Raw genomic sequence first — 14,678 nt, forward strand, 5'->3', positions numbered from 1 at the left:
TAAAGAAAAAGGGGCGCTTGCGGCGCCCCTTTTTCTTGGCATGTTTTCTTTTGGCTTACTCGGCCGCAAGCGCTGCCGGCTGCTCCCGCGACTGACGCTCGCGCTTGATCAGCTCCGAGGTCAGGAAGGCGATTTCGAGCGCCTGCTCCGCATTGAGGCGCGGGTCGCAATAGGTGTGGTAGCGGTCGCGCAGGTCCGCGTCGGTGAGCGCGCGGGCGCCGCCCGTGCATTCCGTCACGTTCTTGCCGGTCATCTCCAGGTGGATGCCGCCCGCGTGCGTCCCTTCCGCCTGATGGATGGCGAAGAAGTCCTGCACCTCGCCCATGACCCGCTCGAACGGCCGGGTCTTGTAGCCGGAGCCCGCCTTGATGGTGTTGCCGTGCATCGGGTCGCAGGACCACACCACCGTGCGCCCTTCCCGCTCGACCGCCCGGATCAGGCCCGGCAGGTGATCGCCCACCTTGTCGGCGCCGAAGCGGCAGATCAGGGTGAGGCGGCCGGCCTCGTCCTTGGGGTTGAGGGTGTCGATGAGCTTGAGCAGCCCATCCGGCGAGAGCGACGGGCCGCATTTGAGGCCGATCGGGTTCTGGACGCCGCGCATGTATTCCACATGGGCATGGTCGAGCTGACGGGTGCGGTCGCCGATCCAGAGCATGTGGCCGGAGGTGGCGTACCAGTCGCCGGTCGTGGAATCGACCCGGGTCATGGCCTCCTCGTATCCGAGCAGCAGCGCCTCGTGGCTGGTGTAGAAATCCGTCGAGCGCATCTCGGGATGGGTCTCGGGATCGATCCCGATGGCCCGCATGAAGTTGATGCTCTCGGTGATGCGCTCGGCGAGCTCGCTGTAGCGCGAGGACTGAGGCGAATCCTTCACGAAGCCCAGCATCCAGCGATGGGCGTTCTCGAGATTCGCATAGCCGCCGGTGGCGAAGGCGCGGATCAGGTTGAGGGTCGCGGCGGACTGGCGGTAGGCCATGAGCTGGCGGCGCGGATCGGGGGTGCGAGCCTCCGGCGTGAAGGCGATGTCGCTGATGATGTCGCCCCGGTAGCTCGGCAGCTCGACGCCGTCGATGGTCTCGGTCGAAGCCGAACGCGGCTTGGCGAACTGGCCGGCCACGCGGCCCACCTTCACCACGGGCGAGCCGCCCGCATAGGTGAGCACCACGGCCATCTGGAGGAACAGGCGGAAGAAATCGCGGATGTTGTCGGCCGAATGCTCGGCGAAGCTCTCGGCGCAGTCGCCGCCCTGGAGCAGGAAGGCCTCGCCCTTGGCGACCTTGGCCAAGGTCTTCTTCAGCTTGCGGGCCTCGCCTGCAAAAACGAGCGGAGGAAAGCCGGCGAGCTGCTGCTCGACCCCTTCAAGCGCCTCAAGGTCCGGATAGGCCGGAACCTGCTGGATCGGCTTGTTTCTCCAGCTGTCGGGCGTCCAACGCTCAGTCATGACACTTACCCCCGTGTCCTTTCCCAAAATCTAGTCTCACACCGCAATAAGCGGCACGAAAGGGCACCTATACACGACATAAACAAAAAGGCGAGTGCCAAAGCCTGCGACCTGGACGCGCCCGGGCTGCAATCCATGCCGTTACGGCCGCCGCCCGCTTCGGATGCGAAGCGATCTTGTCGAGGGAGTTCAAGTGGTCCGAGCGTCCTATACCTCGAACAACGGCTTTGCCTGCTCGAACAATTCCCGTGGGAGCATGCGCATCTCGTTGCTGTCGAAGGGCAGGTGCAGCAGGTAACGCGAAACGAGCTGGGCAACAGCCATCGCCTGCGCGGCGTCGCGCCGTCGCTTGATCGGCTCCCGGTCCGGTTGCCGCGACATCCAAAGCTTGTGAGCGGCAAAGACCCTCGGATCGCTGGCGACGATCCGGACAGGCCCGCCTTTTTCATCGATGGCAACCGCCTCGAAGGAAGGGGCGCTCTCGTGCCATGCCAGGCCGCCGATTGGAACTGCCGCAAGCTCGTCCGCCGCCACTCCAATCTGCACGCGCTCGTTCAGCCAAGGCGGGTTTCGCTGAGGCGTGATCAGGTCGACGATGTATCCCTCTCTGTTGACGGCGCGGAACGTCTGGCTTGTCCTTTGAAAGGACTTGTCCGCCTTTCGCAGCAGTTCGATCAGCGCAGGTTCCGTGGCATCGTCGTTCGTGACGATCCTGAGTGACATCCTGGCGTCGAGCAGCAGGTCGATATCGAGCGTCGCCGTGATGTCGGGATCGACCATGACCCCGGCAGCGGCCTCATAAGCATAGACTGCGTTCGTGCCGACGATGCGGATGCCGTTCCCCAGCAGCCCGGCATCGTCGAGGACCCGAATGATCTTGGCCCCGACGAGCGGCACGCGGCCAAGCTTGACGGCCCGGTTTATGGCAGCCTGCCGGACCATCACCTCACGCATCGACTTGAGGCGATCCGCAGCCTCTTCGCGGGCCCGCTCCCAGTCGGCCTTCTTTTTCTCCGTCTCGGGGGTGCGCCTGCCTTCCGACTTCTGGCGCCGAACTCCCGCGGCATCGTAATAGCTGCGGGCCAGATACTTCTCCCCCTTGGCCTCCTGCCAAACAAGCGAGCCGCGATAGCCTTCTGCCCGTAACTTAGCCTCGCGCCAGGCGGCGTAACGCTGGTCCGAGTTGACTTTCTCCCGCCTCTGATCGTTGTTAAGCTCTTGAAATATCATGACTTCAGCAAGATCGAGATGCTCGCTAGCTACTGCTGAGACAGACCATAGGCCGGCAAAGCTGAGGTTTCAACACTTATGCTTGAAAGCGCCTTTTAGTGTTGAAACGACCTGGACAGGAGCCGCATCGACATGAGCGCTTCCACAGATTCACCCCACCGCCACCGGATGCTTGACCACGACCGGCGTGCGCATGGTCACCAGTTCTTCGGCGGCCGTCGGGTGCACCGCGACGGTGCGGTCGAAATCGGCCTTGGTGGCCCCCATGGTGACGGCGATGCCTGCAAGCTGGATCATCTCTCCCGCATCGTGCCCCATGATGTGCACGCCCACCACCTTGTCGGTGGCCTTGTCGATGATGAGCTTCATGAGCACCCGGTCGGTCCCGCCCGAAAGGGTCGCCTTCATGGGCCGGAAGGCGGTCTTGTAGACGTCGATGTCGCCGTAGATCGCCCGCGCCGCCGCCTCGCCGCAGCCGATCACGCCGATCTCCGGCGTCGAGAAGACCGCCGTGGGGATCAGGTCGTGGTCAACGATGGTGGGCTTGTTGCCGAACACCGTGTCGGCGAAGGCATGGCCCTCGCGGATGGCGATGGGGGTCAGATTGGCCCGGTTGGTGACGTCGCCCACCGCATAGACCGAGGGAATGAGCGTCTGGGAGTACGAATCCACCGGGATCGCCCCCACCTCGTCGACGGTGATCCCGGCCTGTTCCAGCCCGAGCCCTGCCGTGTTCGGCCGCCGCCCCGTGGCGACGAGAACCTGATCGACAGGGAGCACCGAGCCGTCCGACAGGGTCGCGGCGATGCCGTCGGCCGTCTTGTCCAGGCGCGTCACGGTCTTGCCCAGGGCAAGGTTGACGCCGCGCTGGGCATAGGCCTGCGCGAGGGCGTCGCGGATGTCGTCGTCGAAGCCGCGCAGGAGCTTGTCGCCGCGATGCAGGAGCGTGACCTCGCTGCCGAGGCCGGCGAAAACGCCTGCGAATTCAACCGCAATATAGCCGCCGCCGATGATCAGGATGCGCTTCGGCAGGGTTTCCAGGTGGAACACCTCGTTCGACGTGATGCCGAGCTCGCCGCCGGGAATCACGGGTTCCAGGGTCGGATGGGCTCCCACCGCCACCAGGATGGTGCGGGCGCGGATGCGGGCGCCGGTCTTGAGCACGTGAACGGTATGGGCGTCCTCGAGCACCGCGCGGCTGTCGATGATCTCCACCCCGGCCTTTTCCAGGTTCGTCCGGTAGATGCCCTCGAGCCGGTCGATCTCCTTGTCCTTGTTGCGGATCAGGGTCGCCCAGTCGAAGCTCGGGCTGCCGACGTTCCAGCCGAAGCCCGCCGCCTCGTGGAACTCGTCGCCGAAGCGGCTTGCATAGACCATGAGCTTCTTGGGCACGCAGCCGCGGATGACGCAGGTTCCCCCGACCCGGTACTCCTCGGCCAGCATGACCCTTGCGCCGTAGCCCGCAGCGATGCGCGCGGCGCGGACGCCACCGGACCCGCCTCCGATGACGAAGAGGTCAACATCGAACTGGCTCATGGTCTGGTCTCCGGTCAAACTCTGCTTATGCATTCATATAGGGGCAGCGTCAGGCGAAGTCTTCCGTCAGCCCTGCTCCGGGCTCATGGCTGACCGCCGCATGGCGACGCTCTTACGCCAAGGTTCAACAGCGATAAAGAAGCAAGCGCTTGCCGCTCCTCAAATCCCTCTTTAGGGTCTGCCGCAGGACGCTCTGACGTCAGGGAAGCGTCAAGGAGGATACTATGAGCCAATATCGTAAGGGGCTTTGGCGCAGCGCTCTGGCTGCGGCCGCTGTTGCGGGATTCGTCACATCGGCTGCGGCCCAGATGGAACTCAAGATCATGGCCCCGGCGGCGCCGGGCGGCGGCTGGGACCAGACGGCCCGCTCCATGCAGCAGGCCCTGACCCAGTCCGGCATCGCCAAGAGCGCGCAGGTCACCAACGTTCCGGGCGCCGGCGGCTCCATCGGCATCGCGCAGCTCGTGAACAACTCCAAGGGCGACGGCAACCAGCTCATGGTCATGGGCTATGTGATGGTCGGCGCCCTGCTCACCAACAAGTCGCCCATCACCCTCGAGCAGACCACGCCCATCGCCCGCCTGACGACGGAATACGAGGCGATCGTGGTGCCGGCCAACTCGCCGATCAAGAACGCCAAGGAACTGGCCGAGGCCATCAAGGCCGATCCGGCCAAGGTCACCTGGGCCGGCGGCTCGGCGGGCGGCGTCGATCACATCGCGGCGGCCCTCTTCGCCAAGGCTGCGGGCGCCGATCCGACCAAGATCAACTACATCCCCTTCTCGGGCGGCGGCGAGGCCCTGGCGGCCATCCTCGGCGGCAAGGTCACGGCCGGCATCTCCGGCTACGGCGAGTTCGAAAGCCAGGTGAAGGCGGGCAAGCTGCGCCTCATCGGCCTGACCTCGGCAACGAAGACGCCAAACGTTGACGTGCCCTCCATCAAGGAGCAGGGCGTGGACCTGGAGATCGCCAACTGGCGCGCGGTCGTGGCTCCTCCCGGCATCTCCGCCGACCAGAAGAAGGCCCTGACGGACGCCATGGACAAGCTGGCCCAGTCCAAGGAGTGGCAGGAGATCCTCAAGACCAAGGGCTGGGAGAACGCCTACGTGTCGGGCGACGCCTTCGCCAAGATCCTGGCGGAAGAGCAGGCCCGCACCAAGGACGTGCTCACCGCCGTGGGACTGGTGAAGTCCTGATTCTCAAGCTAAATGCCGTAGGGAGCGCCGCGTCTTCGAGCGCGGCGCTCTCTTTTTGGAGCGCCCCATGACCCCATCCCCGCAGCGGCGCGTCGACGTGGCAGGCCTCGTCATCGCTCTCCTTCTTCTTGTCCTGGCCGGCGTGGTCTGGTGGGACATGACCAAGCTCCAGATCCTGTCCCCCTACGACCTGGGGCCGAAGGTCATGCCGATCGTCGTCTCAGGGTGCCTGACGCTCCTGGCCATCGGCAACGGCATCGGCGCCTTTCGCGGCGACCTCCCGGCCCGCGACAGCCTCGACTGGAAGCCCATCGTCCTGATCCTCGGCGGACTTGCCTGCCTCATCGCCCTCATCGCCTTCGGCGGCGGGTTCATGATCGGCACGGCCCTGCTGTTCGCGGCCACGTCCACGGCGTTCGGACGCCGGGCCTTCGTGACCGACTTCATCATCGGCGCGGTCATCGCCGTGTTCGTCTATGTGCTCTTTGCCAAGCTCCTGACCCTGTCCCTTCCGGCAGGGCCGCTTGAACGCCTGTTCTGAGGCCCGCCATGGAAGCCTTCACGTCTCTCGCCAGCGGCCTCGCCGTCGCCATCCAGCCGATGAACATGCTGTTCGCGCTCATCGGCGTCCTGCTCGGCACCGCAGTCGGCGTGCTGCCGGGCATCGGCCCGGCGCTCACCGTGGCGCTGCTGCTGCCGATCACCTTCAAGCTCGATCCCGCGGGATCGATCATCATGTTCGCCGGCATCTACTACGGCGGCATGTATGGCGGCTCGACCACCGCGATCCTGATCAACACGCCGGGCGAGAGCGCCTCCATGGCCACGGCGCTCGAGGGCAACCTGATGGCGAAATCCGGCCGCGGCGGCCCTGCGCTCGCCACCTCGGCCATCGGCTCCTTCGTGGCGGGAACCATCGCCACCCTCGGCCTCACCCTTCTCTCGCCCTATCTCGTCGACATCGCGGTGAGCTTCGGGCCCGAGGATTACTTCGCCCTCATGGTCGTGGCGTTCGTCACCGTCTCGGCCACCTTCGGCGACTCACCGGTCCGGGGCCTGACAAGCCTGTTCATCGGCCTGACCCTCGGCCTCGTGGGCATCGACATCCTGTCCGGCCAATCCCGCCTGAGCTTCGGCATTCCGGAGCTCTACGACAACATCGAGGTCACGACCCTGGCGGTCGGACTTTTCGCGGTCGGCGAGGCGCTTTATGTCGCCTCCCGCCGCCACGTTCACGAGGAAAAGCTCGAGGCCGTGCGCGGGTCGCTCTGGATGACCAAGGACGACTGGAAGCGCTCCTGGAAGCCCTGGCTGCGCGGAACGGCCTTCGGCTTCCCCATCGGAGCCCTCCCGGCAGGCGGCGCGGAGATTCCAACCTTTCTGTCCTATTCCACGGAGAAGCGCCTCACGAAGCATCCCGAGGAGTTCGGCCGGGGCGCCATCGAGGGCGTAGCCGGGCCCGAGGCCGCCAACAACGCGGCCGCCGCCGGCACCCTCGTGCCCCTGCTGACGCTGGGCCTTCCCACCTCCGCTACGGCGGCCATGCTTCTGGCGGGGTTCCAGCAATATGGCCTGAACCCCGGTCCCCTGCTGTTTGCGGAGAGACCGGATCTCGTCTGGGGCCTGATCGCAAGCCTGTTCATCGCCAACGGCATGCTGCTGGTGCTGAACCTGCCGCTGGTGGGCCTGTGGGTCCGCCTTCTGGCGATCCCTCAGCCGTGGCTCTATGCGGGCATCCTGGTCTTCGCCACCATGGGCACGATCGCGGCCAACCCGTCCCCGGTGGAGCTCGTCATGCTGGGGGTCTTCGGCGTGCTCGGCTTCCTGATGCGCCGCTTCGACTTCCCCATCGCCCCGGTGGTGGTCGGCCTGATCCTTGGCCCCATCGCCGAAAGCCAGCTGCGGCGGGCTCTTTCGATCAGCCTCGGCGACCCGATGGTCCTGCTGCAGAGCCCGATCTCGGCGACGCTCCTGGTCATCGCGCTGTTTGCCCTCGTTGCCCCCTTCGTCCTCAAAGGCATGGGACGCTTCAAGGCGGTCGAGGACTAAGTCTCCTTACACGAGCATGAACATGGCAAAGGCGCCTCGCAGCACGAGGCGCCTTTGCTGCATTTGGAGCGACTGGACAGGGGTGGGGAGCGGTCCGGTCAACCCATTGCAGAGGATGCTTCGCGTACCTTCAAGGTTGCCGTGCTGACCCGTTCGGCCGAGCGGGCGATTTCGTTCATGCTGCCGCTGATGGACGACACGCTCCGCGAGGCGCCCTGCATGTTGGACGACATTTCTCGCGTGACGGCCGACTGCTCCTCGACCGCGGCTGAAATCCCAACGGCGATTTCGTTGATCTTCGAGACCGTGGCGGTAATCGTCTCGATAGCGGCCACGACCTGCTGGGTGGAAGCCTGCGTCTGGGCGATCTGTTCGCCGATCTCCTCGGTCGCCCTGGCTGTTTGCGTCGCCAGATCCTTGACCTCCGAAGCAACGACCGCAAAGCCCCGTCCGGCCTCGCCGGCCCGGGCCGCTTCGATGGTGGCGTTCAGGGCCAGAAGATTCGTCTGCGACGCGATCTTGTCGATGAGCGTGACGATCTCCCCGATCTTCTGGGCCGATGTGGAAAGGCTGGACACGATGGCGTTCGTCTGCCTGCCCTGCTCGACGGCCTCGGTGGAGATCGCTAGAGCATAGTTCACCTGCTGGCTGATCTCGTTGACCGACGTGGCCAACTCCTCAGCCCCGGTGGCAACGGCCTGAACATTGCCCGATGTCTCGCTCGAGGCGCTGGCGGCCCCTTCCGCCTGGTCCGTCACGCCCGCAACAGCCTTCATGATCTCGCCGAGATCGGCTGCGATCGATCGCTGGATTTCCGCGCGCCGCTGGCGTTCATGCACCTGCGCGGTGATGTCGGTTGCGAACTTGACTACCTTGTACGGGCGCCCGGCCATATCCAGGATCGGGTTGTAGGAAGCCTGGATCCAGACCTCCCGACCGCTCTTGCCGATGCGCTTGTATTCCGCCGTCTGGTACTCGCCCTGCGCGAGAGCATGCCAAAATGCGCGGTACTCATGGGTGCCCCGTTCGGCCGGCTCGACGAACATGCTGTGGTGCTTGCCCCGGATCTCCTCCAGGCTGTATCCCAGGGTAGCGAGAAAGTTCTCGTTGGCCGTCACGATGGTGCCATCCAGCGCGAACTCGATGATGGCCTGGGACCTGTTGATGGCCTTGATCTGACCTTCGTACTCGGCGGCCTGCAGCTTCTGCCGCGTGATGTCGGTGGCGAACTTGACGATCTTGTACGGTCTTCCCGTGCGGCCGAGGACAGGATTGTAACTCGCCTGAATCCAGATCTCTCTTCCGTTCTTGCCGACGCGCCGGTACTCGGCGCTCTGGAATTCGCCGCGGTTGAGCGAAGCCCAGAAATCCCGATAGACCGCGCTGTTCCGATCCGCGGGATCGATGAACATGCTGTGATGCCGGCCCTGGATTTCCTCCAGCCCATACCCCATCGTGTCGAGAAAGAGCCTGTTGGCCGAGATGATGGTGCCGTCGAGTTTGAACTCGATTATGGCCTGGGACCGGTTCAGGGCGTCGAGCTTCTCCGATTTCTCTCCGCCCCGTCGAAACATGAACATCTTAGGAAAGCCCCCCAGGCTGCTTTTGCTGCGGCCCTGGGACACTTTCCGAAGAAACCCGAAGGCGCTTTGTTGCAGGCGAGAGGCGACGCTCTGGCCCGACTGGCGCCAATTTGGTCTACATTCCCTAACGGAGGCTTAATGCCCTCGGTTGCAAGCCTTGGTCACACGGGCATTCCTGCCGGAAATGTGAACGGCTCACTGCAGTTCAGGGCCGATGCTCGCCCCGACCCTTCCAGGGGCCGAGGCGGTGAAGTCGATCCCCTGCTCTTCCAGGGCGCGCCTGATGGCATCGACATTCGAGCGGCGAACGGAACCGCTTCCGTTGGCCTCGATGCGTTTGATCGTCGTGGCGGAAACGCCGGAGGCTTCCGACAGCTCCCGAACCGACCAGTTGAGTAGCGCCCGGCCGGCGCGGACCTGAGAACTCGTGAGGGGCGCAGCAAGGTTGAACGCGAGGGGAGCGCGAAGCTTGGGAGCAGGATCAAGGGCTGTCTGGGCCCGGCCCGCCTGCTCAAGATGGTGCAGCCAGAGTTCGTCGACGACCAGACGACCGAGCCCGGCCAGGATGGCGGTTTCCTCCAGACTGAACTCACGCGGCCGGGTATCGATGACGCACAGGGACCCGAGACGGATCCCCGGTTCCGTCGTCAACGGCACACCCGCATAGAAGCGGATATGCGGGTCTCCGGTCACATAGGGATTGGCCGCAAAGGCTCGATCGGCCCTGGCATCCGAGATCACGAACACCTCATCGTGCATGATCGTGTACTGGCAGAACGAGTCGCTTCGGGCCGTGCCGGCGATGCCGTCGAGGCCGACATGTGCTTTGAAGAACTGCTGCGTGGCGTCCAGGAAGGTGACGGCGCTGATCGGCACTTTGAAAATCTGCTGGGCGACACGGCAGATCCGGTCGAGGAAAGGCGAAACCGGCGCATCGAGAATGGAGAGCCGTTGGAGTGCGGCGAGGCGCTCGAATTCGTTCGGAGGGGTCAGGGTCAACATGAAAACGGCCTCTGATCGTGCCCTGTGGCAGCAAAATGGCGCAGGAGTCCCGCACCTTCAGATTCAAGCAAATAACATATGTTATTCGCCGTTTTGCACGCGGGCCGCTCGCCAGCAAGAGGGCAAGTTCCGGGCTCGAGGTGAAATGCCGAAAGAAGGACCCGGCGTCCCGGGTCCCTTCTGGTCGCGAATGCGGTTCTACGGCCGCCTTACTGCAGCTGGTGACCGCGCTTGCCCATCTCTTCGCGGGCGCGGGTCATGACGAACTGTCCGGTCTGCTGCGTCCACACCGCGAGGTCCCTCACCACGTCGTCGAGAACGCCGGGCTGGATCTGCACGTATTTCACGCCGGCCGCCGACTTGTAGAAGGCGGAAATCTCCTTCAGCTCGGCTTCGGACAAGCGGCTCGCGAAGGCGCGCGCCGCGTTGTCGACCATCTTCTGCTTCTGCTGCTCGAGCTCGGGCCGAAGCTGCGCGACCACCTGCTGCAGGTCCTGCTTGATCTCAGGACGGGTCACGTTCATCTGCTCCAGCTGGTCCAGGAACGGCTCGACCATGGCGTCGAACGAGCGCGTCATGCCGGAGGTGATGGCGACCTCGCGGGCAAGGGCAAGGTGGCCGGCGCTGGGCTGAGCCTGCGCGAAAACCGGGCTGGCCAGCATGAACAGCGCGACGGAGGTCACAGCCAGACGGGAAGCGGTGCGGATCATAGAAGGGCTCCAATCATGAAGGTAGGGGGTCAGAGCTGACCGAGTTCGACAAGTCCGTCGCCGCTCGCGAGGATCGCGCCGGTGGCGAGGCCCAGGAAAAGACCGTGCTCGACGACGCCGGGAATGTTGTTCAGCGTCGAGGCAAGCACGTTCGGCTTGTCGATGCGCCCGAGATGCGCATCGAAAATGAAATGTCCGCCATCCGTGACGTAGGGCGCACCGTCGGCGGCTCGCCGGAGGCGCAGCTCGCCGGCGGCTCCCAGGCTGTCCAGCAGCCTCACGATGCCGCTCTCGACCGCGGTGAGCCCGAAGGGCACCACCTCGATCGGCAGCGGAAAGCGGCCGAGCTTCGCCACGTGCTTGGAGCTGTCGGCAATCACGATCATGCGCCGGCTGGCGGAGGCCACGATCTTTTCGCGCAGGAGCGCGCCGCCGCCGCCCTTGATGAGGCGCAGGTCGTCGTCGAGCTCGTCGGCCCCATCCACGGTGAGGTCGAGGTCAGGCGTTTCATCCAGGGTCGACAGGGGAATGCCCTCGCGCTGCGCCTGGTCGCGGGTTGCCTCGGAGGTGGGAACGCCCACCACCTTGAGGCCGCCGCGAACGCGCTCGCCGATGGCGGCCACGAAATGCGCCGCCGTCGAGCCGGTGCCGAGCCCGAGCCTCATGCCGTCCGTTACCAGCTCGGCAGCCCGTTCGGCTGCAGCGCGCTTGAGATTGTCGCTCAATAGGGACCTCTAAATGATCGCCGTCCCGGCTGAGGAGGGCTCTTCGGCCTGCCTCTAGCATGGCGGGCCGCCTGGAAGAAAGAAGGTTTCATGATTGGACCGCGCCCAGGATGCCTTGCGAGGGGCTCGCCGAGAACGTGCCTCAAGGACGCTGCGGCGAGGCTCCCGTGCCAGGGCTGACGCTGGGGGTGGCTGCCGGCGGCGCCGCGCTCGAGGCCGCAGGCGACGGGGTGGTCTGGGGCGTGCACACCACGCGCTCGTCGAACACGTAGCATATGCTCATCTGGCCGGTGCGGAAATTCACCCGGAAAACGCCCCCTTCCCGCTCGTGGCGGGACGCAACGAGGCCGTATTCGCCAGGCGTCTGGGCTCCAGCCCCCTCGCCAGCGCTGAAGCAGAGGGTGACCCCAATCGTGCCTTCTTGTAGTCCATACTGGCAGGAACTCACCTCGCCCGTGATCCGGTCGATCCGGTAGATCCGGTTCAGATCGGTTTGTGGCGCGGGCACGAAGTCATAAGACGCAGCCAGGACGGGACCCGAGAGGCCTCCCAGCGCCAAAGCTGCAGAAATAAACGCCGCGGGACCAAAGGGCCGCATTCAACACTCCATCCGGTAAGAACGAATCAACCATAGGCACCATATCATCCCGATGCTTGATTCCCTTGCCTCCAGCAGGTAGCCGACCTTCATGGCCATTGATACCGCGCACATCGTCCCGCCCATCGCCGTCTTCGACCTGGACGGGACCCTCGCAGACACGGCCGGCGATCTCGTCGGGACCTTGAACGTGATCCTCGAGCGGGAGGGACTCTCCCCCCTGCCGGTGGAGAAAGCGCGCGACATGATCGGCGCGGGCGCCAGGGCCCTGATCGAACGGGGCTTCGAGGCCGCCGGCAAGGAACTGACGCCGGATCATCTGGACGAGCTCTTCCGCCAGTTCATGGTCCATTACGGACAGAATATCTGTGTTCGGACACGGCTCTACCCGGGCGTGGCGCAAGCCCTCGACCGGCTGGAGCAGGCGGGCTTCATCCTGGCCGTTTGCACGAACAAGGTCGAGGAGCACTCGGTGAAGCTGCTGGACGAGCTCGGCGTCGGCCACCGCTTCGCGGCCAATTGCGGCCGCGACACCTTCGCCTACTTCAAGCCGGACCCGCGCCACCTGACCCTGACGATCGAGCGGGCGGGCGGCAGCCCGGCACGGGCGGTGATGATCGGGGATTCGCGCACCGATATCGTGACGGCCCAGAACGCGGGCATTCCGGTCGTGGCCGTGCCCTTCGGCTACACGGACGTGCCGGTCCAGAGCCTGAACCCGGATGCGGTCATCGATCATTTCGACGAGCTGTTCGCCGCCGTCCAGGCCGTCCTGCGACCGATGGCGGCCTGACGCGCGGCAACGGCCGCGCTCGCCCAGAGGACGAGCGTCCGGCGAACACGAAAGTGTGAAGCTTGTCTGTCAGGAAGGAAATGGTGGGCGCGACAGGGATTGAACCTGTGACCCTTCGCGTGTGAAGCGAATGCTCTCCCGCTGAGCTACGCGCCCTGACAAGGGCCTTCTACTGGCGCCGAACCCCCGGCGTCAAGCCAAAGAAGCGCCGGGACGGCGACTATTTTGACCCACCAATTGTGGCGCCTTGGCTTTAACGGCTTGCTTACGACGTGGCCGAAATGTGGCGGATCTTGTCTAGGATTTTATATCGGAATCCTGATAAGCATGGGATCCCAAGCGGGGCCGTTCGCGTTGAGCAATGGTAGAACCCGCCATAAACATGTTCATTCTGAGGCAATTATGGGACGCACTCGCGCTGCTCTCTTAGGGCTCGCCTGCTCTTTCGTCGCCCTTGCGACGCCGACTGCGGCATTTACGGCCATCGATCCGCTCACCCGCCAGCCGCTCTACCCTGCGGAGGAAGCCTTCAAGGCCCAGGCTGCGCCCACCCAGCGCGAGATCGTCTCCTTCGGCGGCCGCTATGCTCCCGGCACCATCGTCGTCTCGACGAGCGAGCGTCGCCTTTACTTCGTTCTCGGCAACGGCCAGGCCATCCGATACGGCGTCGGCGTGGGCCGTCCCGGCTTCACCTGGGCCGGCACCCACTCCGTTACCATGAAGCGCGAGTGGCCGGATTGGCGTCCCCCGGCAGCCATGCTGAAGCGCCGCCCCGATCTGCCGCGCTACATGAAGGGCGGCCCGGACAACCCCCTCGGCGCCCGCGCTCTGTACATCGGCAGCACGATCTACCGCATCCACGGCTCCAACGAGCCGGAGACCATCGGCGAGGCGGTGTCGTCGGGCTGCATCCGCATGACCAACGAGGATGTGACGGACCTCTACAGCCGCGCCAAGGTCGGCGCCCGGGTCATCGTCCAGCGGTGATGGCGGCCGGGATGGGTCGTCTGGAAAGGCCGGCTTCATGCCGGCCTTTTCCATTGGCAGCACCACCGCCCACTGTCGGTCCGGAGGGGCCGAGCCCGGAATCCATGAACACGACTTTTATCGGATGCGATGCTTCGCAAGCCGTTGCATCCTATCCTGTACCGTGAGCGGTGACGGCCTCCGGGCTCTCGTTAACGCTCGCCCCGGAATGCCAGTAGCGCCCGCTCAGCGCGTCCGATCCCGCGACAACCCCTTGGCCGCAAGCTCATCGAGATAGGCCTGCCACTTCTCCGCCTGCTCGGCTCCGAGGCGGTAAAGGTAGTCCCACCCATAGATCCCGGTATCGTGCAGGTCGTCGAAGACGAGCTTCACCGCATAGTTGCCCACGGGCTCCACGGCGATGATGGCAACATCCCGCTTGCCCGGCACCGTCTTGCGCTCTGCGGGGCTGTGCCCCTGAACCTCGGCCGAGGGGCTCGTCACGCGCAAGTACTCGGCCGGAAGATCGAAGGCCGTTCCGTCGTCGAAGGCAACCCGCAGGCTGCGCCTGTCCTTGGCCAGGCGAAGCTCCGTCGGCCAGCGCTCTGATGTCATAGGCCTCACCCCTTCCCTGCTCTTCGATTTCACGCTAACTGCTTGATCGTCAGGTTGAAGGCAAGCGTTCACGCATATTGAGGATTTCTCCGCCATGGGAGCCTTCCCGGCTCATCTCGAGAATTCCAGCTCCGGCCGGTCCCTCCTGGACCCCTTCGGCCGGGCGATCACCTATCTGCGCGTCTCGGTGACGGACCGCTGCGACTTCCGCTGCGTCTATTGCATGTCCGAGGA

The 14,678-nt window shown here is 64.9% G+C and carries 14 protein-coding genes, 1 tRNA gene and 1 pseudogene; 6 read left to right on the forward strand and 10 right to left on the reverse strand.

Translation table 11 applies throughout. The features are described from left to right. Window positions 1-55: 55 nt before the first annotated feature. The 3 genes from JKG68_RS02760 to gor all read right to left on the reverse strand — a co-directional run bounded on the left by JKG68_RS02760 (window position 56) and on the right by gor (window position 4,207). Complete coding sequence (locus JKG68_RS02760) at window positions 56-1,441, reverse strand: class II 3-deoxy-7-phosphoheptulonate synthase (RefSeq protein ID WP_202055615.1); 1,386 nt, start codon at window positions 1,439-1,441, stop codon at window positions 56-58. 207 nt (window positions 1,442-1,648) lie between these two features. Further along, window positions 1,649-2,671: a GSU2403 family nucleotidyltransferase fold protein gene (locus JKG68_RS02765; protein WP_202055622.1), complete on the reverse strand. Its 1,023-nt coding sequence runs from the start codon at window positions 2,669-2,671 to the stop codon at window positions 1,649-1,651. A 150-nt stretch (window positions 2,672-2,821) separates the two neighbouring features. Beyond that, window positions 2,822-4,207: a glutathione-disulfide reductase gene (gene gor, locus JKG68_RS02770; RefSeq protein WP_202055623.1), complete on the reverse strand. Its 1,386-nt coding sequence runs from the start codon at window positions 4,205-4,207 to the stop codon at window positions 2,822-2,824. A 224-nt stretch (window positions 4,208-4,431) separates the two neighbouring features. Between gor and JKG68_RS02775 the strand changes: the two genes are divergently transcribed. The 3 genes from JKG68_RS02775 (at window position 4,432) to JKG68_RS02785 (ending at window position 7,452) form a co-directional block, all read left to right on the forward strand. Continuing rightward, a complete protein-coding gene (locus tag JKG68_RS02775) occupies window positions 4,432-5,403 on the forward strand; it encodes a Bug family tripartite tricarboxylate transporter substrate binding protein (protein WP_202055625.1) in 972 nt (323 codons plus the stop codon). A 67-nt stretch (window positions 5,404-5,470) separates the two neighbouring features. After that, the gene (locus JKG68_RS02780; RefSeq protein WP_202055627.1) at window positions 5,471-5,944 is read left to right on the forward strand and encodes a tripartite tricarboxylate transporter TctB family protein; all 474 of its coding nucleotides are present in this window, start codon (window positions 5,471-5,473) and stop codon (window positions 5,942-5,944) included. 8 nt (window positions 5,945-5,952) lie between these two features. Then, window positions 5,953-7,452, forward strand: a complete 1,500-nt coding sequence (locus tag JKG68_RS02785) for a tripartite tricarboxylate transporter permease (protein WP_202055629.1) — start codon at window positions 5,953-5,955, stop codon at window positions 7,450-7,452. Between the two features lie 98 nt (window positions 7,453-7,550). Here the strand turns inward: JKG68_RS02785 and JKG68_RS02790 are convergent, their stop codons facing one another. From JKG68_RS02790 to JKG68_RS02810, 5 genes are all read right to left on the reverse strand, one after another. After that, the gene (locus JKG68_RS02790; protein WP_246515025.1) at window positions 7,551-9,032 is read right to left on the reverse strand and encodes a methyl-accepting chemotaxis protein; all 1,482 of its coding nucleotides are present in this window, start codon (window positions 9,030-9,032) and stop codon (window positions 7,551-7,553) included. A gap of 198 nt (window positions 9,033-9,230) precedes the next feature. Next, window positions 9,231-10,037, reverse strand: a complete 807-nt coding sequence (locus tag JKG68_RS02795; protein WP_202055637.1) for a GAF domain-containing protein — start codon at window positions 10,035-10,037, stop codon at window positions 9,231-9,233. Between the two features lie 209 nt (window positions 10,038-10,246). Then, entirely contained in the window at window positions 10,247-10,747 is a 501-nt protein-coding gene (locus tag JKG68_RS02800) for a DUF2059 domain-containing protein (RefSeq protein WP_202055638.1), read from the reverse strand. Between the two features lie 29 nt (window positions 10,748-10,776). Beyond that, window positions 10,777-11,472, reverse strand: coding sequence for a ribose-5-phosphate isomerase RpiA (rpiA, locus tag JKG68_RS02805; protein ID WP_202055639.1), 696 nt, complete (start codon window positions 11,470-11,472; stop codon window positions 10,777-10,779). Between the two features lie 142 nt (window positions 11,473-11,614). Continuing rightward, complete coding sequence (locus tag JKG68_RS02810; RefSeq protein ID WP_202055641.1) at window positions 11,615-12,070, reverse strand: hypothetical protein; 456 nt, start codon at window positions 12,068-12,070, stop codon at window positions 11,615-11,617. 91 nt (window positions 12,071-12,161) lie between these two features. On the opposite strand from JKG68_RS02810, the gene JKG68_RS02815 reads away from it, so the two are divergent. Then, window positions 12,162-12,863, forward strand: coding sequence for an HAD family hydrolase (locus JKG68_RS02815; protein ID WP_202055643.1), 702 nt, complete (start codon window positions 12,162-12,164; stop codon window positions 12,861-12,863). 81 nt (window positions 12,864-12,944) lie between these two features. Here JKG68_RS02815 and JKG68_RS02820 read toward each other — a convergent pair. Then, window positions 12,945-13,019, reverse strand: a tRNA-Val gene (locus JKG68_RS02820). A 246-nt stretch (window positions 13,020-13,265) separates the two neighbouring features. On the opposite strand from JKG68_RS02820, the gene JKG68_RS02825 reads away from it, so the two are divergent. Further along, window positions 13,266-13,850: a L,D-transpeptidase gene (locus tag JKG68_RS02825; RefSeq protein ID WP_202055645.1), complete on the forward strand. Its 585-nt coding sequence runs from the start codon at window positions 13,266-13,268 to the stop codon at window positions 13,848-13,850. 225 nt (window positions 13,851-14,075) lie between these two features. Here the strand turns inward: JKG68_RS02825 and JKG68_RS02830 are convergent, their stop codons facing one another. After that, complete coding sequence (locus JKG68_RS02830) at window positions 14,076-14,444, reverse strand: gamma-butyrobetaine hydroxylase family protein (protein ID WP_202055647.1); 369 nt, start codon at window positions 14,442-14,444, stop codon at window positions 14,076-14,078. A 94-nt stretch (window positions 14,445-14,538) separates the two neighbouring features. Between JKG68_RS02830 and JKG68_RS33240 the strand changes: the two are divergent. After that, window positions 14,539-14,678: pseudogene (locus tag JKG68_RS33240) on the forward strand (GTP 3',8-cyclase MoaA); the annotation flags it as partial.

It is taken from the genome of Microvirga aerilata (genome assembly GCF_016743775.1).
GTDB lineage: Bacteria > Pseudomonadota > Alphaproteobacteria > Rhizobiales > Beijerinckiaceae > Microvirga > Microvirga aerilata.

Excerpts from the sequence above, each read along its gene's own strand:
- JKG68_RS02760 (WP_202055615.1), bottom strand. The coding sequence starts at position 1,441 with ATGACTGAGCGTTGGACGCCCGACAGCTGGAGAAACAAGCCGATCCAG.
- JKG68_RS02765 (WP_202055622.1), bottom strand. The coding sequence starts at position 2,671 with ATGATATTTCAAGAGCTTAACAACGATCAGAGGCGGGAGAAAGTCAAC.
- gor (WP_202055623.1), bottom strand. The coding sequence starts at position 4,207 with ATGAGCCAGTTCGATGTTGACCTCTTCGTCATCGGAGGCGGGTCCGGT.
- JKG68_RS02775 (WP_202055625.1), top strand. The coding sequence starts at position 4,432 with ATGAGCCAATATCGTAAGGGGCTTTGGCGCAGCGCTCTGGCTGCGGCC.
- JKG68_RS02780 (WP_202055627.1), top strand. The coding sequence starts at position 5,471 with ATGACCCCATCCCCGCAGCGGCGCGTCGACGTGGCAGGCCTCGTCATC.
- JKG68_RS02785 (WP_202055629.1), top strand. The coding sequence starts at position 5,953 with ATGGAAGCCTTCACGTCTCTCGCCAGCGGCCTCGCCGTCGCCATCCAG.
- JKG68_RS02790 (WP_246515025.1), bottom strand. The coding sequence starts at position 9,032 with ATGTTCATGTTTCGACGGGGCGGAGAGAAATCGGAGAAGCTCGACGCC.
- JKG68_RS02795 (WP_202055637.1), bottom strand. The coding sequence starts at position 10,037 with ATGTTGACCCTGACCCCTCCGAACGAATTCGAGCGCCTCGCCGCACTC.
- JKG68_RS02800 (WP_202055638.1), bottom strand. The coding sequence starts at position 10,747 with ATGATCCGCACCGCTTCCCGTCTGGCTGTGACCTCCGTCGCGCTGTTC.
- JKG68_RS02810 (WP_202055641.1), bottom strand. The coding sequence starts at position 12,070 with ATGCGGCCCTTTGGTCCCGCGGCGTTTATTTCTGCAGCTTTGGCGCTG.
- JKG68_RS02815 (WP_202055643.1), top strand. The coding sequence starts at position 12,162 with ATGGCCATTGATACCGCGCACATCGTCCCGCCCATCGCCGTCTTCGAC.
- JKG68_RS02825 (WP_202055645.1), top strand. The coding sequence starts at position 13,266 with ATGGGACGCACTCGCGCTGCTCTCTTAGGGCTCGCCTGCTCTTTCGTC.
- JKG68_RS02830 (WP_202055647.1), bottom strand. The coding sequence starts at position 14,444 with ATGACATCAGAGCGCTGGCCGACGGAGCTTCGCCTGGCCAAGGACAGG.